At 30.4% G+C, this 26,128-nt stretch carries 31 protein-coding genes; 11 read left to right on the plus strand and 20 right to left on the minus strand.

The genetic code is table 11. The features are described 5' to 3' along the window. Positions 1-8: 8 nt before the first annotated feature. From panC to radA, 4 genes are all read left to right on the plus strand, one after another. A complete protein-coding gene (gene panC, locus LPB302_RS08740) occupies positions 9-860 on the plus strand; it encodes a pantoate--beta-alanine ligase (protein WP_053973907.1) in 852 nt (283 codons plus the stop codon). 24 nt (positions 861-884) lie between these two features. Beyond that, a complete protein-coding gene (panD, locus tag LPB302_RS08745) occupies positions 885-1,235 on the plus strand; it encodes an aspartate 1-decarboxylase (protein ID WP_053973906.1) in 351 nt (116 codons plus the stop codon). A 5-nt stretch (positions 1,236-1,240) separates the two neighbouring features. Next, the gene (locus LPB302_RS08750) at positions 1,241-2,182 is read left to right on the plus strand and encodes a lysylphosphatidylglycerol synthase transmembrane domain-containing protein (protein ID WP_053973905.1); all 942 of its coding nucleotides are present in this window, start codon (positions 1,241-1,243) and stop codon (positions 2,180-2,182) included. Positions 2,183-2,369: 187 nt separating this feature from the next. Next, positions 2,370-3,731 carry a DNA repair protein RadA gene (gene radA / locus LPB302_RS08755; RefSeq protein ID WP_053973904.1) on the plus strand — a complete coding sequence of 454 codons (1,362 nt, stop codon included), beginning with the start codon at positions 2,370-2,372 and terminating at the stop codon, positions 3,729-3,731. 49 nt (positions 3,732-3,780) lie between these two features. On the opposite strand, the gene LPB302_RS08760 is transcribed toward radA, so the two are convergent. After that, entirely contained in the window at positions 3,781-4,527 is a 747-nt protein-coding gene (locus LPB302_RS08760) for a uroporphyrinogen-III synthase (protein ID WP_053973903.1), read from the minus strand. A gap of 18 nt (positions 4,528-4,545) precedes the next feature. Continuing rightward, on the minus strand, positions 4,546-5,187 hold the full coding sequence (locus tag LPB302_RS08765; RefSeq protein WP_053973902.1) for a DUF4271 domain-containing protein: 642 nt from the start codon (positions 5,185-5,187) through the stop codon (positions 4,546-4,548). 82 nt (positions 5,188-5,269) lie between these two features. Here LPB302_RS08765 and LPB302_RS08770 point away from each other — a divergent pair, with 82 nt between their 5' ends. Genes LPB302_RS08770 through LPB302_RS08780 form a run of 3 tightly spaced genes read left to right on the plus strand, consistent with a single transcriptional unit; the run spans position 5,270 to position 7,794 of the window. Then, positions 5,270-5,989, plus strand: a complete 720-nt coding sequence (locus LPB302_RS08770) for a polyprenol monophosphomannose synthase (RefSeq protein ID WP_053973901.1) — start codon at positions 5,270-5,272, stop codon at positions 5,987-5,989. Between the two features lie 7 nt (positions 5,990-5,996). Continuing rightward, complete coding sequence (locus tag LPB302_RS08775) at positions 5,997-7,334, plus strand: dihydroorotase (protein WP_053973900.1); 1,338 nt, start codon at positions 5,997-5,999, stop codon at positions 7,332-7,334. A 1-nt stretch (position 7,335) separates the two neighbouring features. Continuing rightward, positions 7,336-7,794, plus strand: coding sequence for a DUF4296 domain-containing protein (locus LPB302_RS08780; RefSeq protein ID WP_053973899.1), 459 nt, complete (start codon positions 7,336-7,338; stop codon positions 7,792-7,794). Here LPB302_RS08780 and LPB302_RS08785 read toward each other — a convergent pair. Then, positions 7,791-8,792 carry an NAD-dependent epimerase/dehydratase family protein gene (locus LPB302_RS08785; protein WP_053973898.1) on the minus strand — a complete coding sequence of 334 codons (1,002 nt, stop codon included), beginning with the start codon at positions 8,790-8,792 and terminating at the stop codon, positions 7,791-7,793. The genes LPB302_RS08780 and LPB302_RS08785 overlap by 4 nt on opposite strands. A 62-nt stretch (positions 8,793-8,854) precedes the next feature. Between LPB302_RS08785 and tyrS the strand changes: the two genes are divergently transcribed. Beyond that, on the plus strand, positions 8,855-10,147 hold the full coding sequence (gene tyrS, locus LPB302_RS08790; RefSeq protein WP_053973897.1) for a tyrosine--tRNA ligase: 1,293 nt from the start codon (positions 8,855-8,857) through the stop codon (positions 10,145-10,147). Between the two features lie 55 nt (positions 10,148-10,202). Here tyrS and LPB302_RS08795 read toward each other — a convergent pair whose 3' ends face one another. From LPB302_RS08795 to LPB302_RS08805, 3 genes are all read right to left on the minus strand, one after another. Further along, positions 10,203-10,652 carry a YHS domain-containing (seleno)protein gene (locus LPB302_RS08795; RefSeq protein ID WP_053973896.1) on the minus strand — a complete coding sequence of 150 codons (450 nt, stop codon included), beginning with the start codon at positions 10,650-10,652 and terminating at the stop codon, positions 10,203-10,205. Between the two features lie 96 nt (positions 10,653-10,748). After that, on the minus strand, positions 10,749-11,204 hold the full coding sequence (gene mscL, locus LPB302_RS08800) for a large conductance mechanosensitive channel protein MscL (RefSeq protein ID WP_053973895.1): 456 nt from the start codon (positions 11,202-11,204) through the stop codon (positions 10,749-10,751). Positions 11,205-11,213: 9 nt separating this feature from the next. Further along, the gene (locus LPB302_RS08805) at positions 11,214-12,188 is read right to left on the minus strand and encodes a LuxE/PaaK family acyltransferase (RefSeq protein WP_053973894.1); all 975 of its coding nucleotides are present in this window, start codon (positions 12,186-12,188) and stop codon (positions 11,214-11,216) included. 73 nt (positions 12,189-12,261) lie between these two features. Between LPB302_RS08805 and LPB302_RS08810 the strand changes: the two genes are divergently transcribed. Both LPB302_RS08810 and LPB302_RS08815 read left to right on the plus strand, forming a co-directional pair. Next, complete coding sequence (locus tag LPB302_RS08810; RefSeq protein WP_053973893.1) at positions 12,262-12,660, plus strand: hypothetical protein; 399 nt, start codon at positions 12,262-12,264, stop codon at positions 12,658-12,660. Between the two features lie 77 nt (positions 12,661-12,737). Further along, on the plus strand, positions 12,738-13,082 hold the full coding sequence (locus LPB302_RS08815) for a hypothetical protein (RefSeq protein WP_053973892.1): 345 nt from the start codon (positions 12,738-12,740) through the stop codon (positions 13,080-13,082). On the opposite strand, the gene LPB302_RS08820 is transcribed toward LPB302_RS08815, so the two are convergent. Continuing rightward, the gene (locus tag LPB302_RS08820) at positions 13,070-14,146 is read right to left on the minus strand and encodes an isoaspartyl peptidase/L-asparaginase family protein (protein ID WP_143032681.1); all 1,077 of its coding nucleotides are present in this window, start codon (positions 14,144-14,146) and stop codon (positions 13,070-13,072) included. The genes LPB302_RS08815 and LPB302_RS08820 overlap by 13 nt on opposite strands. Before the next feature lie 110 nt (positions 14,147-14,256). Here LPB302_RS08820 and amaB point away from each other — a divergent pair, with 110 nt between their 5' ends. Further along, positions 14,257-15,798 carry an L-piperidine-6-carboxylate dehydrogenase gene (amaB, locus tag LPB302_RS08825; protein ID WP_053975310.1) on the plus strand — a complete coding sequence of 514 codons (1,542 nt, stop codon included), beginning with the start codon at positions 14,257-14,259 and terminating at the stop codon, positions 15,796-15,798. 56 nt (positions 15,799-15,854) lie between these two features. Here amaB and LPB302_RS08830 read toward each other — a convergent pair whose 3' ends face one another. The 13 genes from LPB302_RS08830 to LPB302_RS08890 form a co-directional block, all read right to left on the minus strand. Then, positions 15,855-16,997 (minus strand): ATP-binding protein, encoded by a 1,143-nt coding sequence (locus tag LPB302_RS08830; protein ID WP_053973891.1) that lies wholly within the window; start codon positions 16,995-16,997, stop codon positions 15,855-15,857. A gap of 2 nt (positions 16,998-16,999) precedes the next feature. Then, positions 17,000-17,866: an aldo/keto reductase gene (locus LPB302_RS08835; RefSeq protein ID WP_053973890.1), complete on the minus strand. Its 867-nt coding sequence runs from the start codon at positions 17,864-17,866 to the stop codon at positions 17,000-17,002. A gap of 1 nt (position 17,867) precedes the next feature. Further along, positions 17,868-18,617 carry an SDR family NAD(P)-dependent oxidoreductase gene (locus LPB302_RS08840; protein WP_053973889.1) on the minus strand — a complete coding sequence of 250 codons (750 nt, stop codon included), beginning with the start codon at positions 18,615-18,617 and terminating at the stop codon, positions 17,868-17,870. Positions 18,618-18,784: 167 nt separating this feature from the next. Then, on the minus strand, positions 18,785-19,717 hold the full coding sequence (locus LPB302_RS08845; protein ID WP_053973888.1) for a hypothetical protein: 933 nt from the start codon (positions 19,715-19,717) through the stop codon (positions 18,785-18,787). A gap of 198 nt (positions 19,718-19,915) precedes the next feature. Continuing rightward, positions 19,916-20,782 (minus strand): ATP synthase F1 subunit gamma, encoded by an 867-nt coding sequence (gene atpG, locus LPB302_RS08850; RefSeq protein WP_053973887.1) that lies wholly within the window; start codon positions 20,780-20,782, stop codon positions 19,916-19,918. Between the two features lie 67 nt (positions 20,783-20,849). Next, positions 20,850-22,427 carry a F0F1 ATP synthase subunit alpha gene (gene atpA / locus LPB302_RS08855; protein ID WP_053973886.1) on the minus strand — a complete coding sequence of 526 codons (1,578 nt, stop codon included), beginning with the start codon at positions 22,425-22,427 and terminating at the stop codon, positions 20,850-20,852. Between the two features lie 21 nt (positions 22,428-22,448). Further along, positions 22,449-23,006: an ATP synthase F1 subunit delta gene (gene atpH / locus LPB302_RS08860; RefSeq protein ID WP_053973885.1), complete on the minus strand. Its 558-nt coding sequence runs from the start codon at positions 23,004-23,006 to the stop codon at positions 22,449-22,451. A 4-nt stretch (positions 23,007-23,010) separates the two neighbouring features. Further along, a complete protein-coding gene (locus tag LPB302_RS08865; RefSeq protein WP_053973884.1) occupies positions 23,011-23,508 on the minus strand; it encodes a F0F1 ATP synthase subunit B in 498 nt (165 codons plus the stop codon). 82 nt (positions 23,509-23,590) lie between these two features. Beyond that, positions 23,591-23,779: an ATP synthase F0 subunit C gene (gene atpE, locus LPB302_RS08870; protein ID WP_053973883.1), complete on the minus strand. Its 189-nt coding sequence runs from the start codon at positions 23,777-23,779 to the stop codon at positions 23,591-23,593. Positions 23,780-23,901: 122 nt separating this feature from the next. Further along, entirely contained in the window at positions 23,902-25,035 is a 1,134-nt protein-coding gene (atpB, locus tag LPB302_RS08875) for a F0F1 ATP synthase subunit A (protein WP_053973882.1), read from the minus strand. An 80-nt stretch (positions 25,036-25,115) separates the two neighbouring features. Then, positions 25,116-25,505: a DUF6168 family protein gene (locus tag LPB302_RS08880; protein ID WP_053973881.1), complete on the minus strand. Its 390-nt coding sequence runs from the start codon at positions 25,503-25,505 to the stop codon at positions 25,116-25,118. Further along, positions 25,498-25,740, minus strand: a complete 243-nt coding sequence (locus LPB302_RS08885) for an AtpZ/AtpI family protein (protein WP_053973880.1) — start codon at positions 25,738-25,740, stop codon at positions 25,498-25,500. The genes LPB302_RS08880 and LPB302_RS08885 overlap by 8 nt, the downstream gene beginning before the upstream one ends. Next, positions 25,679-26,128: a bactofilin family protein gene (locus tag LPB302_RS08890; RefSeq protein ID WP_422903155.1), complete on the minus strand. Its 450-nt coding sequence runs from the start codon at positions 26,126-26,128 to the stop codon at positions 25,679-25,681. Before LPB302_RS08890 ends, LPB302_RS08885 begins: the two co-directional genes overlap by 62 nt.

Raw genomic sequence — 26,128 nt, forward strand, 5'->3', positions numbered from 1 at the left:
CAATACCTATGAAGGTTTTTACTGAAAAACGCCCTTTAAAAGCATATCTTTCTGCTATCAAATCAGAGAAAAAAAGCATCGGTTTTGTGCCAACAATGGGTGCTTTACATGCAGGTCATTTATCTTTGATTGAAGCAGCACAGAAAAAAAATGATATTGTTGTAGTAAGTATTTTTGTAAATCCTACCCAATTTGATAAAGAAGAAGACTTAGTAAATTATCCTAAAACCTATGATAAAGATAAGCAAATGTTAGAAAGTATTGCTTGTGATGTATTGTTTTATCCTTCTGTAAAAGAGATTTATAAGGATAATATTTCTTCTAATCATTTTGATTTTGATGGTTTAGAACATCAGATGGAAGGTAAATTTAGAGATGGCCATTTTAACGGAGTTGGTACCATTGTAAAAACCTTGTTCGAAATTGTAAAGCCTAATGTTGCTTACTTTGGTCAAAAAGATTTTCAGCAATTACAAATCATTAAAAAATTGGTTAAAAAGCATCATTTGAATCTTAAAATCAAAGGATGTCCAATTTATAGAGAAGAAGATGGTTTGGCTATGAGTTCTAGAAATGTAAGGTTAAACTTAGAACTTAGAAAAGCTGCTCCTTTTATATACAAAACATTAAAAAAAGCTCGTAAAAAATTTAAAACCAAATCTGCAGAAAAAGTAGTTTCTTGGGTAGAAAATAAATTTAAAAAACATCCTTTATTAGATTTAGAATATTTTACAATTGCTGATGAAAAAACATTAGAAACCCTAATTCATAAAGAATCTGACAAGAAATATAGAGCTTTTATTGCAGTATTTGCAGGCGATATACGTTTAATAGACAACATTAAATTAAAACAATCCTAACTAAAAAATTCTTATTTTTGCAGCATGTTAGTACAAGTAGTAAAATCTAAAATCCATCGTGTAAAAGTTACAGGTGCAGATTTAAATTATATAGGAAGCATTACCATAGATGAAGATTTAATGGATGCTGCAGGAATTATTGAAGGAGAACGTGTACAGATTGTAAACAACAATAATGGTAATCGTTTAGAAACCTACGCAATTCCTGGTCCTAGAGGAAGTGGAGAAATTACACTTAATGGAGCTGCATCTAGATTAGTTGCAGTTGGAGATGTTTTAATCCTAATTGTTTATGCTTTTATGGAGTTAGAAAAGGCTAAGAACTTTAAGCCTTCATTAGTTTTTCCAAACGAAAAAGACAACACACTTACATAAACATTTTGAACATAAAAAAAATCTTAAAACTAATACTACCTCTCATTTTGGGAGGTATTTTAGTTTGGTATTCTATCTCTAAAATCTCTTTTGATGTTTTAGTTTCCTACTTTAAAGAAGCCAATTATAGCTGGATTTTTCTCGGTTTATTTTTTGGGATTTTAAGTCATTTATCAAGAGCCTATAGATGGAAGTTTATGTTAGAACCACTAGGTTTTAAACCTAGGTTTACCAATAGTGTTTTAGCAGTTTTAGTAGGCTATTTAGTTAATTTAGCCTTACCAAGAGCAGGTGAAGTTTCTAGAGCTTTAGCCTTAACAAACTATGAAGATGTACCTTTTGAAAAAGGATTTGGAACCATAGTTGCAGAACGAATTGCAGATCTAATCATGATGCTCTTAATTGTTGCATTAACCCTATTTGTTCAGTTCGATTTTATCTACAACCTATTAACAGAAAACTTTAATCCAACAAAAATCATCATTGGCTTAGTAATTTTAGCAATTGCTTTTTACATCTTTTCATCATTCGTAAAAAAAGCTAAATCTGGTTTTTTATTAAAAATTAAAACATTTATTTCTGGTTTAATAGAAGGTGCAACTAGCATCTTTAAAATGAAAAATAAATGGGCATTTATCTTCCATACTGTTTTTATTTGGACAATGTATGTAGCCATGTTTTGGGCAACAATACCTGCAATTGATGGTTTAGAAGTACCTTTTGGCGGAATTCTAATTGGCTTTATTGCTGGCGGATTTTCTATTGCAGCTACAAATGGTGGAATTGGTTTATACCCAATTGCTGTTGCAGGTGCCTTAGCACTTTTTGATGTACCTACTGATCCTGCTACTGCCTTTGGTTGGATTATGTGGACAGCCCAAACAGCTATGATTATTGTTTTTGGTGGCTTAGCATTTTTACTTTTACCAATCGTAAATAAAAAATAATTTTAGGGCGTTACCTAAAGGTCGTGCTTTCATTACTCGCTTTTTTGTGAAAAACAAAAAGAGCTCAAACACACCATTCAATCACTAACGCAAGTATTTGCAAGCTTAACGTAAATCCAAAGTGTAATTTAAAGTTTAAAATCATTTTTACTTTGTAACTTTACTTTTCTAAAATTTGCAATTACACATGGCCAAAACCAAAACAACTTTTTTCTGTCAGAATTGTGGAACTCAACATGCAAAATGGGTTGGACAATGTGGTGCCTGTAAAGAATGGAACACCATTGTAGAAGAGGTAGTTCAAAAAGAAGAAAAGCGTGTTTGGAAACAAGCTAAAACTGCCAAGCAGACTATTAATAAACCTTTAAAAATTGCAGACATTCAACTAAATCCAGAAGAAAGAGTTGTAACTAATAATAATGAATTAGATACTGTTTTAGGTGGTGGTTTAGTAAAAGGCTCTGTAACGCTTTTAGGTGGTGAACCTGGTATTGGAAAATCGACATTGTTATTGCAAGTAGCCTTAAACATCAGCCAAAAAGTATTATATGTTTCTGGTGAAGAAAGTCAGTCTCAAATAAAAATGAGAGCAGAAAGACTAGAAGCCAATAACTCTAATTGTTTGATTTTAACTGAAACCAATACACAACAAATATTTAAAAATATAGAAGAAACTGAGCCAGAAGTTTTGGTAATAGATTCTATACAAACCTTACACACAAACTCTATTGAAGCTTCACCTGGAAGTATCTCTCAAATTAGAGAAACCTCTGCAGAGTTAATAAAATTTGCCAAAGAAACTGCAACTCCTGTTTTGTTAATAGGTCATATCAACAAAGAAGGAAACATTGCAGGGCCTAAAATCTTAGAGCACATGGTTGATGTTGTTTTACAATTTGAAGGCGATAGAAATCATACATATAGAATTTTAAGGAGCCAGAAAAACAGATTTGGTTCTACCTCAGAATTGGGTATTTATGAAATGCTTTCAGATGGTTTGCGCGAAATTTCAAATCCGTCAGAAATTTTAATCTCTAAAAAAGACGCAGATTTAAGTGGTACAGCAATTGCATCAACTTTAGAAGGCATTAGACCTTTAATGATAGAGATTCAAGCATTAGTTTCTACAGCAGTTTATGGCACACCTCAAAGATCTACAACCGGTTATAATTTAAAAAGATTAAACATGATTTTAGCTGTTCTTGAAAAAAGAGCAGGTTTTAAATTGGGTGCAAAAGATGTGTTTTTAAATATTACTGGAGGTATTAATGTTGATGACCCAGCCATTGATTTGGCTGTTGTTGCAGCTATTTTATCTTCTAATCAAGATGTAGCCATCAACCCAAATGTTTGTTTTGCTGCAGAAGTAGGTTTGGCTGGTGAAATAAGGCCTGTATCAAAAATAGATCAACGAATTTTAGAAGCAGAAAAGTTAGGTTATAAAAGTTTTGTTACCTCTAAATACAATAAGATATCTTCAAAAAATCACTCTATTAAACTGATCTTAGTTGGTAAAATAGAAGAAGCTTTTGCAACATTATTTGCATAAAAAAACCAAGCATTTCTGCTTGGTTTGTATGTATTATAGAAGATAATAATTATCTTTTATTTGCGTCTTTAATGTATTTTTCTAAAGCCATTGTCATAGATGGTGTTTCTTTAGATGGAGCAACAATATCGCACTTAAAACCTGCATCTGTTACTGCATTTACTGTAGAATTACCAAAAGCTGCTATTCTTGTGTTATTCTGTTTAAAGTCTGGAAAGTTCTTTAGTAAAGATTCTATACCTGATGGACTAAAAAACACTAAAATATCATAAAACACATCTTCTAAATCAGACAAATCACTCACAACAGTTCTGTATAAATCAACTCTTGTCCAAGTAACTCCTAACTTATCTAATTCATCTGGAATTAATTGCTTTAATTTATCTGAAGATGGTAATAAAAATTTCTCTGTTTTATGCTTTTTAATCAGCTTTGTTAATTCAGGAAATGTTCTGTTACCAACATAAATTTTACGTTTTCTGTAAACTACATATTTCTGTAAATAGTAAGCAACTGCTTCTGATTGACAAAAATACTTCATAGAATCTGGCACCTTAAAACGCATTTCTTCAGCAATTCTAAAAAAATGATCTACAGCGTTTCTACTCGTTAAAATTATGGCAGTAAATTTACTTAAGTCTATTTTTTGAGCTCTAACTTCCTTTACAGAGATTCCTTCTACATGTATAAAAGACCTGAAATCTATTTTCACCTTTTGCTTATCAGACAAATCAAAATAAGGTGATGTTTCTGTCTTTGGGGCTGGCTGAGAAACCAATATAGTTTTCACTTTCATTCGATTTCAATTTTGTTTTTAAAACATCAAATTAAACAGTACAAATAGCGGTGCTATTTCGAAGGCGCAAATGTACAAAATAAAATAAAACAACTTGTTAAATATCAGCTTTTTATTTCTGATTACAAAAAACACAAACCTTAGTAAGAATAGAAAAACAGAAAAATAAAAAAGGTATACACTCTTAACATTAGCATATTCATAAAGAATAAGAAGAATATATAAAATAAATGAAACTGAATAGAGATAATTAGCCTTTGTGATTACAAAAACACTAATTTGGTTTTTTATTAAAAACAACCTAGTTAAAGCATATTCTAAAACTTTTTTAAGAAAGAAAAAGCAAAAAACCACTAAGAACAACGTAAAGAACGTTGTAAAACTTTGTGTTGTTTCTGTTTGCTTGTATATTTTAAAATAATAAACCAACAAAGAAACTGTGCTAACAGAAAACAAAAACAAAATACTTTGAAAAGGACTAAACAGATTATTAGGCTCAGAAGATTCATCTTCTATAAAACTAAAATCGAATAAAGCAAAAATACTCTCATTCAATTTTTTAGCATTTAAAAGTTTTAAAAACACAATACAAACCAACAGCATTATAAAAATAATTGTTATCCAGTTGTTTGAATATATAAATTTATCTACTGCTTGCAATTAACTTTCATTTAAGATGATTAGCGCAAAATTAGTAATTAAATAGTGTATATTTGTTTTCTTACTACATGAAAATTTATTTATGTCAGATGCTTTAGTAATTATACCTACTTATAACGAAAAAGAAAATATTGAAGCCATTATTAGAGCTACTTTTAGCCAAGAAAAAGCCTTTCATATTTTAATAGTAGATGATAATTCTCCTGATGGAACTGCAACTATAGTTCATCAATTAATTAAAGAATTTCCAGATCGATTATTTATAGAAAGTAGGTTTGAAAAAAACGGATTAGGTAAAGCCTATATTCATGGTTTTAAATGGGCACTTCAAAGAAGCTATGATTATATTATAGAAATGGATGCCGACTTTTCTCACAATCCTAAAGATTTAATTCGATTATACAATACATGCAAAATAGAAGGTGCAGATGTTTCTGTAGGTTCTAGATATTCTAAAGGTGTAAACGTTGTAAACTGGCCAATGAAAAGAGTTTTACTCTCGTATTTTGCCTCCAAGTATGTGAGAATAATTACTAGAATTCCTGTTTTTGATACTACAGCTGGATTTGTTTGTTGGAGCAGAAAGGTATTAGAAACAATTCAATTAGATAAAATAAAATTTGTAGGTTATGCTTTTCAAATAGACATGAAATTTAAAGCATGGAAACATAATTTTAGCATTAAAGAAGTATCTGTTATTTTTACAGACAGAACTTTAGGAGCTTCAAAAATGAGAAGTAATATAATTTCTGAAGCACTATTTGGAGTAATAAAAATGAAGTTAAAAGGATTACCAAAATAAAAATATAATGAGCATTTATTTAATTAAAAACGCAAACATTGTTAATGAAAACACTACTTTTTTAGGAGATGTTTTAATTGAGAATGAAATTATAAAACAAATTGCTAAAGACATTTCAGCTCCTAAAAATGCTGAAATTATACAAGCAAATGGTAAAACCTTAATACCTGGTTTTATAGACGATCAAGTACACTTTAGAGAACCTGGCTTAACACATAAAGCAAATATTGCTACAGAAAGTAGAGCTGCAGTTGCTGGTGGAATTACCACTTTTATAGAAATGCCAAATACAGTACCACAAGCTACTACTCAAGAATTATTAGAAGATAAATTTAAAATTGCAGCTAAAGACTCTTATGCCAACTACTCTTTTATGTTTGGAGGTACTAATGACAACTTAGAGGAGTTGCTAAAAACAGACCCTAAAAAAGTTGCTGGAATTAAATTATTCTTAGGTTCTTCTACAGGAAATATGTTAGTAGATGATGAAGCTGTTTTAGAAAAGATATTTTCATCAACAAAAATGATAATTTCTGTGCATTGTGAAGATGAAGCTACCATTAGAAAAAACACTGCAGATTATAAAGAGAAATATGGAGAAGATATTCCTATAAAATATCATCCAATTATTAGAAGCGAAGAAGCTTGTTATTTATCTTCTTCTAAAGCCATAGAGTTAGCGAAAAAAACAGGTGCACGTTTACACATATTTCATTTATCTACAGAAAAAGAAACACACCTTTTTAGAAATGATATTCCTTTAGAAGAAAAGCAAATTACAGCAGAAGTTTGTATTCATCATTTATGGTTTTCAGATAAAGATTATGCAGAAAAAGGAACACATATTAAATGGAATCCTGCTGTAAAAACTGAAAAAGATAGACAAGGTTTATGGAAGGCCTTATTAGATGACAGAATTGATGTTTTAGCAACAGATCATGCACCTCATACATTAGAAGAAAAAGACAATGTGTATACAAAAGCACCAAGTGGAGGTCCATTAGTGCAACATGCTGTTACTGCCATTTTAGAAAAGGTAAAAGAAGGTGTAATACCTATTGAAAAAGCCGTTGAAAAAATGAGTCATAATCCTGCTAAATTATTTCAAATAGAAAAAAGAGGTTTCATAAAAGAAGGTTATTATGCAGATTTAGTTTTGATAGACACCAACAGATCACAAACTGTTACTAAAGAAAATGTATTGTACAAATGTGGTTGGTCTCCTTTTGAAGGTACTACTTTTTCATCAACCATAACTCATACTTTTGTAAATGGCAATTTAATGTATAATGAAGGTGTAATTAATGAGAACATAAAAGGAAAACGCATTACTTTTAATAGATAATATGAAAAAACTGAGCTACCTATTAGCCTTTCTAATTTTAGGTTCTTGTACTAGTAATACAATTTTTGAGAAGCCTACAGACCTTATTCCAAAAGACACCATGAGTCTTTTGGTGCAAGAAATGATGATTGCTTCTTCTGCAACCTATATTAAGAATAAAAACATGGAAAGGAATATTAACTATATGCCTTTAGTTTATGAGCGTTTTCAAATAGATAGTGTTCGTTTTCAAACCTCAAATTTATATTACATGTCTAAAGTTGATGAGTATAAATTAATTTTTGAGGATGCTAAAAACAGTCTTAAAGAACAAAAAGCTTACTTTGATAATATTAAAAGCACCAAAGATTCTTTACGATTAGATTCTATTAAAAGAAATAAAGATTTAAAAAAAAATATAGATAGCGTTAGTAAAGCATTAAAGCTAAAAGACTCTATTCCTAGAAAAATAAAGAATTAATCTTCAGTATAATTGCCACTAATTCTTTGAATTGAAGTGTCAATAGCTTCAAATTGATAATCTATTGCATTCATCACTTTTTGAGAAGAATATTTTGTAATATTATGTGCGCTTTTAGCTGAATATTTAGTTAATAAAGGTGCAACTCCATTAATTTTAGAAACAAACCAAGAAATTCGCCAAGCAATTTCTGTTTGCCAAGTTTTTACTTTTTTGTAAGGTCTTTTTTTACCAAAGGCATCAGCAATACTAAAAAAGACATCTTTAAAAGATTTGTTTTCAGAAACCAGTATAAATCGTTCGTTTTTAACTGAAGATTGCATCAATTGAATCATAGGTTTTACAACATCTTGCACAGCCACAAAACCAGTAATACCCTCTGTATAATATTTAAATCCGTTGTAAACTTGGGTAAATAATTTTCCTGAACCAGCTTTCCAAAAACCACTTCCTAAAATTACACCAGGATTTACGACAATTACATCCACTCCTTCTTGGCTGGCTCTCCAAACTTCCATTTCTGCACCAAATTTGGTAATGGAATAACCACTATTATCTTTCTCTTTATTCCACTCACATTCTTCATCTACCAAATTACCTTGCAGAGCATCACCAACAGCAGCAATAGAACTTACAAAGCAAAACTTCTTAACCTTTGCATCTATAGCCAAATTAACTAAAATGGCTGTACCATGAATATTTACTTTACGCATTTCTCTATAATCTTTAGGATTAAAAGAGATTAAAGCTGCACAATGAAAAACGTACTCAATATCTGCAAAAGCAGGTTTCATAGAAGGCACATCTGTAATATCTGCCTTAAACCATTTTATTTTAGAGAATAACTTAACATCTGAAGTGTAATAAGAAAAGACTTTTTTTACTTTTTTGAGTGATGCCTCTGTTCTGTAAATCGCCCTTATTTTATCATTCTTTACACTTAAATGATACAACAAATGCGAACCTACCAAACCTGTGCCTCCAGTAACTAAAATCATACTACGAATTTAGCATATTTTGGTTGATAAAGTTATATTTGCCAACTGATAAATTGATTACAATGAAGAATTTTATTGAAGAATTACAATGGAGAGGAATGTTACATGATAGCATGCCAGGAACTGAAGAACATTTGTTAGAAGAAATGAGGAGTGCCTATGTAGGATTTGATCCTACAGCAGATTCTTTACATATTGGAAATTTAGTACCTATTATGTTATTAGCTCACTACCAAAGATGTGGTCATAGACCAATTGCCTTAGTAGGTGGTGCAACAGGTATGATTGGAGATCCTTCAGGAAAATCTGCAGAACGTAATTTATTAGATGAAACTACACTAAGACATAACCAAGAATGTGTAAAAACGCAATTGGGGCATTTCTTAGACTTTACATCAGATGAAAAAAATGCAGCTATTTTAGTAAATAACTATGATTGGATGAAAGACATCTCTTTCTTAGAGTTTATTAGAGATATTGGTAAACACATTACTGTAAATTATATGATGGCTAAAGACTCTGTAAAAAACAGAATTAGCTCTGAATCTAAAGACGGTATGTCTTTTACAGAATTTACTTATCAAATGGTGCAAGGTTATGATTTCTTACATTTATTTAGAGAAAATAGCACTACTATTCAAATGGGAGGTTCAGATCAATGGGGAAATATAACTACAGGAACTGAGTTAATTCGTAGAATAGGAAATGGAAAAGGTTATGCCATAACTTGCCCATTAATTACAAAATCTGATGGTTCTAAATTTGGTAAATCTGAAGGTGGAAATGTTTGGTTAGATGCCAACAGAACATCTCCTTATAAATTTTATCAATATTGGCTAAACACTTCTGACGAAGATGCTGAAAAGTACATTAAAATCTTTACGTTCTTAGATAAAGAAACCATAGATTCTTTAGTTGCAGAACATGCAGAAGCACCTCATACAAGAATTTTACAAAAACGTTTAGGAGAAGAAGTTACAGTGCTTGTACATGGTAAAGAGGAATATGATAAAGCAATTAAGGCTTCTAATATTTTGTTTGGAAAATCTACAGCATCAGACTTAAAATCTCTAGATGAAAAAACATTATTAGATATTTTTGATGGTGTAACACAAGCAACAGTAGCTGCATCTTTAGTTGAAAATGGTTTAGATATGATTGCTGCTTTAGCTGCAGAAACCAACTTTTTAAAATCTAATGGAGAAGCAAGAAGAGCTTTAAAAGAAAATGCAGTTTCTGTTAACAAAGAAAAAGTTAAAGAAGATTTTGTAATTACAAAAGATGATTTAATTGATAAGAAATATGTACTTCTACAAAGAGGTAAAAAAACGTATTACTTATTAATTGTTGCATAAAAAAAGAGCTGATAAAATCAGCTCTTTATTGCACAAGATATATGTAGAATCAACATTAGTTGTTGATGAATTTTTGCCAGTTTAAATCTGCCTTTAATTGTAGTTCTTTTGCACCTTCATTCAACCAAAATTGTAATGTATTGGTTTTACCCTTATTATAAAATAAGTATAGTTTACCATCTCTAACCTCGAAAGTTTTTGGGTTTATACTTACTTTTTTTCCTTTTACTGCTAATGCATACGCACAATAACCACCATATTGTGGAATGTATTTTTCTGGATTCGATTTAAAAAGTTTTAGATTCTCTAGCTTAGAAAATTTAAATCTTACATCACTGTAAGTGACTGTAAAATCTTTTTTACCTTCAATAGGCTTGCTTTCTGTGAAATATGCAACCACATCAAAACCTTCTGCTACATAGCCTCTTTTAGTATTGTAATCTATACTTTGAGAGAATATTACAGATGAAAATGATAGAAATAAAATTACAATCCACTGTTTCATCGAATTCATCTTAAGATTAGTCGATAAAATGTAATGTGAATTACAACAAGAATTAAAAAAAGATTAGTTTAAATATAAAATGATAAAACCTAAGTATTATTTACGCTCTAAAGCTTTCTGTAAATATTCGTTTTGCTTTTCTAAAAGCTCATTGGTTTTATTCATTAATTCTATATTTTTTGGAGTACTAACTGTTTTATTTTTTGGGTCTTCAGCTTTCTTTTTCATAGAATTCATTACTCTTACTACTAAAAATACTGTAAAAGAAATAACCAAAAAATCTACACCTGCTTCAATTAGTTTTCCATAACCTATTGCAACCTCTTCAATCTTTGGCTTGCCTTCTGTAATAATTGCTTCTCTAATTACGTATTTTCTGTTTTCCCAATTTACACCATCTGTCATGTAAGTTAAAGGTGGCATTAGCACTTCTTTCACCAAAACATTTACAACCTTGTTAAATGCTGTACCAATAATTACACCTATTGCAATATCAATCATATTACCCTTTACAGCAAAATCTTTAAAATCTTGTAGTAGCTTAAACTTCATTTCTTTTTATTATAATACCATTAAATTACAACCTCTTATGTCAGAATTGTCAAATCTTCCAATAATTTCAAAAGTATTGTTTTTGTGAATTTTTCCTAAATCTTGTGTAGCTATAAAAGAACAAGAATTGTAATTGGCTAAATCAATAACATTAATACCTCCTGTTTTGCCTTTATCTAAAATTGTTAACGCGTCTTCTGTATCTCTAGTTAAAATTTTCATCCAAGGAGGAGTCTCAAAAACTCCATTTCCTTTAGAATAACCTTGACTTAAAAGTTCTGTCATTCCATATTCTGAATGTATTTCATTTACTGCAAATCCTTTTGATAGAATTGTATGCAACTCATTTCTAATCAATTCTTTTCGCCTACCTTTCATACCACCAGTTTCCATAACTATGGTGTTTTTTAGATTAAATTGATGTTTTTCTACTAAATCTAACAGTGCAAAAGAAACACCTATTAATAAAATTTTTTGGCCACTTTTATCTAATTTAATTAGTTTCTGAGCTAATTCATCTAAATTATTTAAGTAAAAACCACTTTCTGAATTTTGTGTTTTCTGAATTAGATCATTTACCATATATACCAAAGAAGAACCTTTTCTTTCTAAATAATTGGGCAATAATGCCAATACAACATAATCCTTAATATCACCATAAAAATGATGAAAACCCCTTAAGTAACTTTCCTCATAGAGTGTTATATCTGTTACCAAATGTTTACTTGTTATGCTTCCTGTAGTTCCAGAACTTGTAAATTCTTCTTCAATTTCTTGGGTTGATGATAAAACCTTTCGTGTTTTAAAAAACTGAATAGGTAAAAAAGGAATTTCTTCTATTTTATTTACATCTGAAGGATGCACATATATAAGATCACAGAAAGAACGATAAACTTTATTATTTTTAAATTGATGATTAAAAACATTTAAAGCAATTTTTGTAAATTGGTCTTCAGACTGTATGTTAAATAATTCGTTTTTCATTTTCTGAAAACAAAAATAGCACATATAGAAAAATTTGATGTTATTTTAATAAGAAACTTAAAAAGTAAAACCTATGAAAAAGTTCTCTTTAATTTTAGTGAGTTTGTTTTTTGTATTAAGTTGTAGTGAAAATGCTCCTCTTTATGAATTTAGCACATTACCTATTGACGAGGCAAAAACTCCTGTTAGTTTTACTTACAAAACTTCAGATACTATAACATTAAAATACACACTACCAAACGCATGTTTTTCTTTTAATAATGTTTATTATGAATACGAAAGAAATTCTAGAATTGTAGGAATAAATGTTATAAAAGATTTAGAAAATACGTGTAATCAAGCAACTATAGAAAAAGAGATTAAATTACCAATTCACATATTACAAGAAGAAGATTACATTTTTAAATTTTATAAAGGAAAAGATGTGAATGGAGACTTAATTTTTGAAGAAATTATTGTGCCTGTTAATTAGCAAAAACATAAGAAATTGATGTTTATTTAAAGAAAATGTAATACTATTGCAAAGAAATAACTTAAATCCCCTGATATATGCAATTAGAATACTCTACCTACAGAACTTTGAGTGGTGTAAAAGAAGTCTTAGAAATTCCAAGAAAAAAGCCAACTCAATGGATAATTTACTTAGATAATCAACCTAAATTTTATGTAGATTTTTTCGATTTAGAAAATGAATCTAATGCTATGATGAATAGTTTGGTTTTATGTGGTAAAAGAGATATTAGAGACGTTTTACAAGTTATAGGGAAAAGAAACAATGTAAAATTATCTATACCCTCAATTTCTAGAATCGGAATTAAAAAGAAACTAAATTCTATAAGAAAAAATATCACATTAGATCCTTTACCAGAAGAATGGTTAAGCTATTCTTTATAGATTTTAATTACCAAATCACCTTTATCGTTCATTGATGCTCTATACATACCTGCTGTATTAAACTCAAAAGACATGTAACCGTTTTTGTCTAGAGCAACAACACCTCCTGTACCACCAAGTTTGGTTAATTTATTTTGAATTACATCTTGTGTGGCTTGTTTTAAGGTTTTTTGTTGATATTCCATCTGAGCAGAAATATCGTAAGCTACTTGGCTTCTTATAAAATATTCACCCCAACCTGTAGAGGAAACTCCACAGGTTAAGTTGTTTGCATAAGTACCTGACCCAATAATTGGAGCATCACCAATTCTACCCCATCTTTTATTGGTCATGCCTCCTGTAGAAGTACCTGCAGCTATATTACCATCTTTATCTAAAGCTACACAACCAACTGTACCAAACTTCGCATTTTTTATATCAGCATCATAAAAAGCTGCTGTCTTATCATCATGATCTAATTCTGTTTTTTCTCTTTCTTTAATTCTTTCTAAAGATTTAAACCTTCTTTCTGTATAAAAATAGCTAGGGTCAACAATCTCCAATCCTTTTTCTTTTGCAAAAATACTTGCTCCTGCACCAGAAAGCATTACATGTTCTGAATCTGTCATAACTTTAATAGCTAATTCAATAGGACTTTTTACATCTGTAACACCTGCAACAGCACCTGCATTTAATGTTTTACCATCCATAAAAGAAGCATCTAATTCATTGGTTCCAGAATTGGTAAATACAGCACCTTTACCAGCATTAAATAATGGTGATTCCTCCATTACTTGAATTGTTTTCATTACTGCTTCTTGGCTTGTTCCTCCATTTTTTAAAATTGCATGACCAACTTTAATTGCCTCTTCTAATTTAGATTTATACTCAGCCTCTTTTTCATCAGACATATTTTTCTTTAAAATAGTTCCTGCACCTCCATGAATTATAATTGCAAAATCATTAATTTTTTCTTGTTGATTGGCTATTATAGTTGATTTATTATCAGTTTCTGAATTTTCAGTAGTTGTAGTACAACCTACAGTTAGCATTAAAAAAGTAATTAAAAGCTTAAATTTTTTCATCTAATTGTTATATTTTAAACAAATAACATTGTTTTTGTTAATTTTTTATATGTATGTTTTTATTCGTAAATTCGTTCTTCGAATTTAAACAACTAAAATTAGACTACAAAATGACAAATTTTGGAATAACTGAAGTATTGCAACAACTTGGTTTAAAAGATATAAATGAAGGTACATCTACTGGCTCTAATAACTTTTCTAATGGAGAACTTATTGAGTCTTATTCACCTGTAGATGGCAAATTAATTGGTAAAGTAAAAACAACCACTAAAGAAGACTATGAAAAGGTTATTACAACTGCTTCTGAGGCCTTTTTAACTTGGAGAGACAAACCTGCTCCTCAAAGAGGAGAAATTGTACGTCAGTTTGGAAATAAATTAAGAGATTTAAAAGAACCTTTAGGTAAATTAGTTTCTTATGAAATGGGAAAATCTTTACAAGAAGGTTATGGAGAAGTCCAAGAAATGATTGATATCTGCGATTTTGCAGTAGGTTTATCTCGCCAATTAAATGGACAAACAATTCCTTCTGAAAGACCAGGTCATGTAATGAGAGAACAATGGCATCCAATAGGTGTTGTTGGTATTATATCTGCATTTAATTTTCCAGTCGCTGTTTGGGCTTGGAATACTGCTTTGGCTTGGATTTGTGGCGATGTTTGTATTTGGAAAGCTTCTGAAAAAGCACCATTGTGTGCTGTTGCTTGTCAAAATATAATTGCAGAAATTCTAAAAGAAAACAATTTACCTGAAGGTATTTCTTGTATTATAAATGGTGACTATAAAGTTGGTGAAATGATGACTTATGATTCTAGAATCCCGTTAATTTCTGCTACAGGATCTACAAGAATGGGTAGAATTGTTGGTGCAACAGTTGCTGAACGTTTTGGAAAATCTTTATTAGAATTGGGTGGAAATAATGCAATAATTATTACACCAACTGCAGATTTAAAAGTAGTTGTACCAGGTGCTGTTTTTGGTGCTGTTGGTACTTGTGGCCAGAGATGTACATCAACTAGAAGGTTAATTATTCATGAATCTGTATACGATAAAGTAAAAGATGCAATTGTTGGTGCTTACAAACAAATAAAAATAGGAAATCCATTAGATGAAAATAATCATGTTGGACCATTAATTGATAAAGACTCAGTAAATACCTATTTAGCTGCTATAGAAAAAGCAAAAGCTGAAGGTGGAAATGTTATTGTAGAGGGTGGAATTTTAGAAGGTGAAGGATATGAAAGTGGGTGTTATGTAAAACCAGCAATTATAGAAGCTAAAAATGCTTATGAGATTGTGCAACATGAAACTTTTGCACCTATTTTATATTTAATGAAATATTCTGGAGGTGTAGAAAATGCGATTGCAACACAAAATGGAGTTGCTCAAGGCTTATCATCTGCAATTATGACAAATGAAATGAAAGAAGCTGAGAAATTCTTGTCTTATGCTGGTTCAGATTGTGGAATTGCCAACGTAAATATTGGAACTTCTGGAGCAGAAATTGGAGGTGCTTTTGGAGGCGAAAAAGAAACTGGTGGTGGACGTGAATCTGGCTCTGATGCTTGGAAAGTATATATGAGAAGACAAACAAATACCATTAATTATTCTGATGAGTTACCTTTAGCTCAAGGAATTAAATTTGATCTTTAAAAAAATAAATACCAAAAATTAAAAAGCTCAATTCCTTATAAATTGAGCTTTTTTAATTAATTATATTTCACTTTTCTTATCACTCTCATTGCTTCCTTATATTTTACATAAGTAGTTTTATCTTCTAAATTTTTAATGTAATATTTGGCTTTTCTGAGCAAATCTGGTGCATCTAAAAATCCATTTAAATAACACAAAACATAATTTGTGGGTAATCTAAACACATCTTCATGTTCTGTAACTGAAAGTGGAGTATCATTTATAATTTTAACAACTATTTTATTACAATTTGTATAAATATGATTGATGATATTGGCATCATATTTTGGGGATTGAAATAAGAATTCTTTTACTATATGATGTTTGCCATTATCTTTAAAGTTAATGATTGTTTTTTCTAAAGGATAATGTTTTTCATGCTTGTCTAAACCCAATAAAATGTATTCTGTAATGATAAATGATTTTTGATTGTAAGAAATTTGAACATCATCTAAAGCAGAAAAAAACAAACGAACTTGCTCATTAATAAGTTCTATATCTACTCTAGAATAAAAGGTTTCTGAGTTGATTGTTTTTTGCTCACCTGCCCAACATAACACAAATTGCTCATTAAATACTTTGTATTGAGGCTTGTACTTTTTCTTGTGATTATTTATAAAATCAAAAACACCATTTAGAGTAAGTTCTATATTATTTCTAGCATTTTTTTCAATAGAAGCTACAATAGATTTATTGGTATTTCTAAGTTCGAAATTATCATCTAAAAAAGGCATAGAATTACTTCCTCTTCTATAAAAAATGGTAGTTCTTTTATATTTCCAAGCATTTTTTAAAAGGGATGTTATTTTGTTGTTTGGGTAAACTGTAACCAAACCAACCACTTTATAACGTGGTAAACTAGGAAAAGGAACGTTTTCATATTCAATTTTTGGAGGATTTTTTAAATACGCATTTACCAAATTCTGGATTTTGCTATCATCAAAAAAATCGACACCAACTATTTTATTCTCCTCATCTTCCACACCAATTACGATGTAAGAATTGTTTTCTGGATTTGAGTTAGACAAAGCACAAATATGTTTTAGAAATTTGGCTTTGCCTTCTTTTGAGCCTAAAGATAATTTCTGCTTTTTATCATAAAAACTATTCTCATCATTATGTGAGAGTAGGTTTTTAATCAATAAGCGTTTATTTATCATTTTTAGGCTACTTCTTGTCCATTACTTGCTTCTAACATTATAAACCAATCTTCTAGTTCTAAATTAATTTCTAATGCTTTATTTGCATTTAAAATTCGGTCTTTATTCGTGGTTCCAATTACTGGAGCAACTTTTGCAGGATGTTTAAACAACCAAGCCAAAAGCAACGCATCATCTGTACAATTGTATTTTGTAGACAATCTTTTTAAAACCTCTTTAATACTTTTTGTTTGATGTGTTTCTTCTCTAAAAACACTTCCTAAAGGGCTCCAACTCATGGGTTGCATTTTTTTCTGCAACATCTGGTCTAAAGTACCATCTTTCATTGCTGAATTTTGTGTTAAAGAAAATTCAATTTGATTTACATCAACAGAAACATGATCTACAATTAAGTTTACTTGAGATGGTGTAAAGTTAGAAACTCCAAAATTGATGATTTTTCCATCTCTTTTCAAGGTTGATATTGCTTCTGCAATTTCTTCAGGATGCATTAAGGCACTTGGTCTGTGCAGTAAAAAAGTATCTAAGTAATCTGTTTTTAAATTTTTTAAAGATTGCTCTGCACTCCAAATAATATATTCTTTGCTATAATTGTAGTATTTTACTTTATTATCTCTTGTTTCTCCAGGATTCTGAATTCCGCATTTTGTAATTAACTCTATTTTTTCTCTATCGATTTTGCTCGCTTTAAAAGCCGCTCCAAATTCAGCTTCTGTAGTGTAATCTCCATACAAATCTGCATGATCAAAAGTGGTATTACCATTTGCTACACAAAACTGAACCATTTCTGTAGCTTCTTTAGTAGAAAATTGTTTGCCCCATTTTCCCCAAGACATGCATCCAATTATTATTTTTGATGTTGGTTTCATTCTAATTTTTGTTAATCATTGTTGCACTTGCTTGCGCTGTTGGGTATACAATTAAATCCTCAATATTTACATGATAAGGTCTTGTAACCACAAAGTTTATAATATCTGCAATATCTTCTGCTTGTAAGGCTTTATATCCAGAGTAAACTGTTCTAGCTCTATCTGTATCTCCTTTAAAACGTACATCAGAAAATTCTGTTTCTACCAAACCAGGATGAATTGCAGAAACTCTAATGTTATAATCGTTTAAATCTAACCTCATAGACTTATTTAAAGCGTTTACAGCAAATTTTGAAGCACAATATACATTTCCATTCTTATACACATCTTTACCTGCTGTAGACCCAATATTTACAATAAAACCAGAGTTGTTATGGATCATAATTGGCAAAATAGCTTTGGTAACATACAACAAACCTTTTACGTTAATGTCTAACATAGCATCCCAATCATCGATACTACCTTCTTGAATGGTAGCTAATCCATGAGCGTTACCTGCGTTATTTATTAAGAAGTCTATATGTTTAAAATTTTCTGGTAAAGATTCAATTGCAGTTTGTACTTCTTCTTTTCTAGAAACATCAAACTGTAATGTTGTTACCTCTGTTAGCTTACTTAATTTGGTTTGAAGTTTTTCTAACCTTTCAGTTCTTCGTCCACATAGAATTAATTTGATATTATTTTTTGCAAAAAGCTCTGCTGTAGCTTTTCCTATTCCTGAAGTTGCACCTGTAATAAAAGCTGTTTTCATTTTTTAAATTTGGTTTATTAAAAATAGGAAAACTAGTGGTTTGCTTTCTTTTTTAGATGATATAATTTTCATCAATTATTAACAAAGAAAAAGTCACCCTCCTCAGGGTGACTCCTCTTTCAATTGGTTGTCGAGAAACAACCAATCAAAAATCAACTAACCAAACTTTATTTTAAATTTCTTCTGTTCTTTACTTTCCTCTTTATAATAGTACGTTTTCTATTGCTATTTCTTACAATGTCCTTTGCACTTTTAACAGATTCTTCACTTTTCTTGAATTGTATAAATCCTCTTCCTGAAAAATCGTATGTTGTTTCTGAATTATAGTGGAATAAACTTACTCTACCATCATTAACAACGCTTAATTCGAACTCTTCTATATCTCCATTATCATAATTCAGTGTTAAAATTTTTAGGTCTTCAAAACCTGTTACATCAAACACTTCATATCCTCCAACATAGTTCCAATTAATATCTGCAACTTGCGTGCCAAAGTCATCTTGAGAACTTCTAAAAGTTGTTAAATTTTCTGGTGTAAACTCAAGGTAATTTTCATCATCAAAAGCATTTGGAGTACCACCTGTTGCACTTACTTTTTCCCAAGCTAAATACTCTTGTAAAAAGTATTCTATGTTTTCATAAAATAGCTTATCATAATCAAAGGTATTTACATTATAGCCTATTAAATAGTAGCTTACATTCTGTCTAAAATTATACAATACAATTTCGTTATCTGATAAAATACTAACTTCAAAATCGTTAGCTCCATCTAAATCGTGATTGGTAGCCAATAGACCATTAAAAGTACCATAAGTACCAACATCCATTCCTAAACCATTTCCTGTTCTTCCAATATCTACAATATTATTGTTAGCATATAGAATACCATTTAAAAATGATAGTGTGAATGCTCTAGAAACATAAGGAATATCTCCTGTTCCTGTGGTTCTGTGATAATCTACGTACCATAAATCATAGCTAGAAACAACTTCGTCTACAGTAGGTTGATAGTCTACAAAACCATCATCATAAATTGTTGTACAAGCACTTAAAAGTGTACCTGTAATAATAATCGTGAATAGTAGTTTTAGCGTTTTCATAAGCCTTCTATTTTATGGTTATGACTATGAATATTCAAATTGCGTGCCAAAAAAATAAATCATGAAACAAAACGACATAACAAACTATTTATTAACACTTTAAATAATTTGTTTCTTCCTGTCAATTATTATCTGAAAACAAAAAGAGCGAACTCCTTTAAGTTCGCTCTTTAAATATTTTTAATAATTTGACTTCGTCTAATTATTTAATGCTTCAGCACCACCAACAATTTCTAAAATTTCATTAGTAATTGCTGCTTGACGTGCTTTGTTATACGTTAATAATAATTCGTCACGTAAATCTTTAGCATTATCTGTTGCTTTGTGCATAGCTGTCATTCTAGCTCCATGTTCGGAAGCAAAACTATCTCTTACAGCTTTATATAATTGTGTCTTTAAAGATTTTGGTATTAAAGCTTCTACAATTTCTTCTTTAGAAGGCTCAAAAATATAATCTGAGTTTACAGCAGCTGCATCTCCACCCTCAATTGGTTTGATAGGTAAAAATTGCTCTACTTGTGGTAATTGAGTTGCAGCATTTTTAAATTGATTGTACACCAATTCAATTTTATCATAAGTGCCCTCTGTATATAAGTTCATTAACTTCTCTGCAATTGCAGATACGTTATCAAAAGTTAATTCATCATAAAGGTCATTTCTACTAGCAACTACACTACAAGTTTTAGATAAAACGTCTTCACCTTTTTTACCAATGGCAAAAATCTCTACATTTTTATCTGAATACTTTTCTGTAATTATTTTATTTACAGTTTTGGTAATAGATGAGTTAAAACCACCACATAAACCTCTGTTAGAGGTTACAACTACTAACAATACTTTAGAAACTTCTCTTTGTGTTGAATACGCTCCACCAGCATCACTTTCTAAAGTTGCACTTAAATTTTGCAACAATTCTGTTAATTTAGATGAATAAGGACGCATTGCAATAATTGCATCTTGCGCTTTTTTCAACTTTGCAGCAGATACCATTTTCATGGCAGATGTAATCTGCATTGTTGATTTAATAGAGGTTATTCTATTACGTATTTCTTTTAAATTCGCCATTCTTAACTTGTTACTTAAAAGTTAAAAGATTTTAGAAAAGCGTCTAAAATCTTTTAACTATATATGTTTATGCAAAGTGCTTAGAAATTTCAGCTGCAGCTTCTTCTAAAGTTGCAGTAGCTTCTGGAGTTAATTTACCAGATTTTAAAACATCTAATGTATCTCTATGTTTAGCATTTAAATAATCGATATAATCTTTTTCGAATTGCTTAACTTTATTAACTGGTACATCTTTTAATAAGTTTTTAGAACCAGCATAAATAATTGCAATTTGATCTTCTACAGTAAAAGGATCGTTTTGCGCTTGTTTTAAGATCTCTACGTTTCTCTGACCTTTAGAAATTACGCTCATTGTAGCTGCATCTAAATCTGAACCAAATTTAGCAAATGCCTCTAATTCTCTAAACTGAGCTTGATCTAATTTTAAAGTACCAGATACTTTCTTCATAGATTTAATCTGTGCATTACCCCCAACACGTGATACAGAAATACCTACGTTAATTGCTGGTCTTACACCAGAATTAAATAAATCTCCATCTAAGAAAATCTGACCATCTGTAATAGAAATTACGTTTGTTGGGATATATGCAGATACATCTCCTGCTTGAGTTTCAATAATTGGTAAAGCTGTTAATGAACCACCACCTTTTACAATTCCTTTTAAAGAATCTGGTAAATCATTCATTTCACTAGCAATTTTGTTATCATTAATAACTTTTGCAGCACGCTCTAATAATCTTGAGTGTAAGTAAAATACATCTCCTGGATATGCCTCACGTCCTGGAGGTCTTCTTAATAATAAAGAAATTTCACGGTATGCAACTGCTTGCTTAGATAAATCATCGTAAATGATTAAAGCAGGTCTACCTGTATCTCTAAAATACTCTCCAATAGCTGCTCCTGCAAAAGGTGCATAAACTTGCATTGCTGCAGGATCTGATGCATTTGCTGCAACTATAGTTGTGTAAGCTAAAGCTCCTCTTTCTTCTAACATATTTGCAATTGCTGCAACAGTAGACGCTTTTTGACCAATAGCTACGTATATACAATATACTGGATTACCAGCATCGTAAAATTCTTTTTGATTTAAAATAGTATCTAAAGCAACCGTAGATTTACCTGTTTGTCTATCTCCAATAATCAACTCACGCTGACCTCTTCCAACAGGAATCATTGCATCAATAGATTTAATACCAGTTTGTAACGGTTCTGTTACTGGCTCTCTATAGATTACACCTGGTGCTCTTCTTTCTAATGGCATTTCGTAGGTTGTACCTTCAATTGGTCCTTTCCCATCAATTGGGCTACCTAAAGTATCTACAACTCTACCAACAATACCTTCACCTGCTCTTAAAGAAGCAATTCTTTCAGTTCTCTTTACAGTAGAACCTTCTCTTACAGAAGTTGAAGCACCTAATAATACAACACCTGCATTATCTTCTTCTAAGTTTAATACAATACCTTCTAAGCCGTTTTCGAATTCTACTAACTCACCATATTGTACGTTAGACAATCCGTAAACACGAGCAATACCATCACCCACTTGTAATACAGTTCCTACTTCACTTAATGAAGCTTGAGCTTCAAAATTTGTAAGTTGTTCTTTTAAAATTGCTGATACTTCAGCTGGTTTAATACTTGCCATCTTTTCTAATTTGATGTATTATTAAATTTTTGGAATATAATGACTATTGTCAAATTCCTTTTTCAATTCACTTAAATGATTAGAGATACTTGCATCATACTGCACATCTCCAACTCTTAAAATAAAACCACCCAATATTGAAGGATTAACCTCATTTACTAGGTTTGCTTTATCACCTGTTAAAGCTACAATTTTAGCTAATACTTGCGCTTCAATTTCTGGAGAAATTGGCACAGCTGTTGTAACTTTAGCCACTTGTGTATTCTTATCAAAATCGTATATTATTGAATATTGCTTAGCAATAGCCTCTAACATAGCGATTCTTTTATTTTCTTGTAAAAGATTAAAAAGGCCTAAGGTAATGTTGTTTATTTTGCTAGAAAATGTAGCCTTTAAAACATTCATTTTATCTGCAACCTTTATAACTGGACTTTCTAAAACTACAGAAAGCTCTTTACTGCCTTCGATAGTAGCTGCAATAAGCTGCATATCTTCATGCACAGCAGATTCATCATTAGAATCTTTAGCAAGATTTAAAATAGCTTTTGCGTAACGTAATGCTGCTCTTGCGTCTTTCATAAAATTAGTTTAAAGTTACGTCTTTTAAAATACCTTCTACTAAATCTAATTGATCTTTCTTAGAAGATAATTCTTTTTTAATTACAGATTCTGCTATACCAATAGATAATTCTGCTACGTTTTTCTTTAATTCTGCTAAAGCTGCTTGCTTTTCTTGTTGAATAGAGGCTTGGGCAGTTTCGATTAACTTGGTTGTTACTTCTTTTGCATCTTCTTTTGCGTCAGAAATAATTTTATCGCTAATTTCTCTAGCCTCTTTCATCATAGCTTCTCTTTCTGCTCTTGCTTCTTTTGCTAACCTTTCATTATCTGCAGTTAAATTTTGCATTTCTTTACGTGCATTTTCTGCAGCAGCTAAAGCGTTTTCAATTCCAGATTCTCTTTCTTCTAAAGAGTTTAAAATTGGTTTCCAAGCAAATTTCTTCAAAAGCACTAGTAAAACAATAAGTATAACTAATTGAAGTGCGAATAAACCTACTGAAAAATCATTAAAAATATCCATAATGTTATTTATTTTGTTGTCTAATTTTAAGAATATATCTGTAACCAACCGTTACAGATATATGTCTTGTTTTTGTATCAGATTATTTACCTAAAAGTAAAGCACCAAATGCTAAACCTTCTAATAATGCTCCAATAATGATCATCGCTGTTTGGATTTTTCCTGCTGCTTCTGGCTGACGAGCAATACCTTCCATTGCTTTACCACCAATTTGACCAAGTCCGATTCCACCTCCGATTACGATTAATCCTGCTCCAATTAAATTGTACATACTAATTGATTTTTAAATATTAATTAAACAAACTCTAATTCTCTTTTTATATTCTCCTTTATGGAGATTCTGACTTTAATCAGAACTAGTTTAAAATATCAAATCTATGATTTGACACTTGACTAATGGTGCTCGTGTTCTTCTACAGCCATTCCAATAAACAATGCTGATAACATTGTAAAAATAAATGCTTGTAAAAAAGCCACTAATACTTCTATAACCGTTAAAAATAAGGTTAAGAAAAATGAGATTCCTGTTGCACCAACAGTCCCGAATTCAGCTTTTAATAATAACATTAAAGCTGCAATACCCATTACTACTGAGTGACCTGCTGTAATGTTAGCAAATAAACGTACTAATAATGAAAATGGCTTTATTAATAAGTACCCTGCTAACTCTAAAACAGCAAGAATAGGTCTTAATAATTTAGGCACTCCTGGCATCCATAATGTATGCATCCAAAAGTCTTTACTACCATTAGTTATGTATATGATTAAGGTAAAAATTGCCAAACATACTGTAATTGCAATTTGTCCTGTAACATTAAATCCTATTGGAGTTAAACCCATTAAGTTTAGTATCCATATAAAGAAAAATACCGTTAAAAGATAAGGCATAAATTTTTTATATTTCTTTTCACCAATATTAGGTCTAGCAATTTCATCTCTCACATATAAAACCAATGGTTCTAAAGCACGACCTAGACCAGTAGGTATTGATTTTGTTTTGTACTGCTTAGCTAATCTAGAAAAGCCAAAAAAGATTAAAAAAGCGGCGATTAAAATACCAACAACACTTTTTGTAATAGAAAAATCTAAAACTTTGTGAGCATTTGTTGCATGATGCGTTTCATCAAAAGAAACTTGAGCAGCCCCTTCATCTAATTCATAAATCTTAGAATGAATTTTAGCAAATTTTAAACCATCTTTCTCTACAATTACATGTCCATCATCATTATGATGAAATTCAGAAGACATAAATGCAACTAAACCTTCAGTTGTCCAAATGATAACTGGTAAAGGAAAACCAACATGCTTTCTATCCCCTTCATCATTCGTATATGAGAATAATGAAAAATCATGAGAATCTGCTAAGTGATGTTTGATGTAATCATTAATTTCTTCTTTGGTATTTACACGACCTCCATCATTTTGGTTATCATGCTTTTTATCTGAATCAGACGCAAAGATTGTAGCCGAAAAAAGGGCTATAAATATTATTATAAGAAATTTGATAGATTTTTGTGCAATCTTCATGGTAAAAATGTGCTTTCTAAATTCCGCGCAAAAATAGTTAATAATTCAAAACTACAAACGCTTTTTTAAGATATTTTTTTTTATTCTTTTTTAATAAGGATTTGGATTACAAAAAAAGCTTCTGTTAATAAAAAAATTAATAGAGGAATGATAGGCGAAATTCTTGCTGAAAATTCTAAAATTTCATTGGTAATTATTGATTTATAAAAGATTATAGAAAAAAGCAATAATTTTAAGAGTATTGTTCCTAGATATATAAATCCAACTTGATCTGCAATTTTATTAACACTAGACAAAAGGAGAAGATTTGCACAAACCATTAGAGAAAAACCACTATGAAATAGGTATATTTTTTGCAAAGAAAAAGGCAATAATATTGCTTTGTTTTCTATATAATTTTCATGCAAATAAAAACCAATAAAATACAGAGCTGTAAACGTTAATAAGTAAACAATGAGCTTTTTAATCATTAACTTTATTGGCTTGTTTGATTAATGTATAAATTGCTAAAAAGATAGAAAGTAATGTTATGGTTTTCTCTAAATAAGTAGTTTCAAATTTAACGTCTAACCACTGACCCAACAAATAACCCAAATAAATAGTAACACCCATTTGCAAACCTGCTCCTGAGAGTTGTAATGCCTTATTTAAAGGCTTTTTTGGGTTTGGATTCTTTGGATTTGGTTGGCTGTTCTTTTGTGTCATCCTCTTTTTTACTTTCTTTTGATGGTGCTTTCATTGCACAAGAGGCATTAAAAGTTGCTCCTGGCTCTATAGATAATTTTCCTACAACAACATCTCCAGAAATTTTAGCTGCAGCTTTTACTGTAAGTGTTTTTACTACTTTTAATTCTCCAGAAAAATCACCTTCTATATCAGAATTAGATGCAGATACATTGCCTTTTATAACACCAGTTGCACCAATTATAACTCTACCTTTTGTGGTTAAATTACCTTCTAAAGATCCATCAATTCTAAAATCGCCTTCAGATAAAATATCTCCAACAATTTTAGTGTTTTTGGCTATTACATTTCTTTCCATGTCTTTAGATTTCCTTGTTTTCTCTGATTCTTTTGGTTTAATTTTAGGCAC

Source organism: Polaribacter dokdonensis (assembly GCF_024362345.1).
Classification (GTDB): Bacteria; Bacteroidota; Bacteroidia; order Flavobacteriales; family Flavobacteriaceae; genus Polaribacter; species Polaribacter dokdonensis.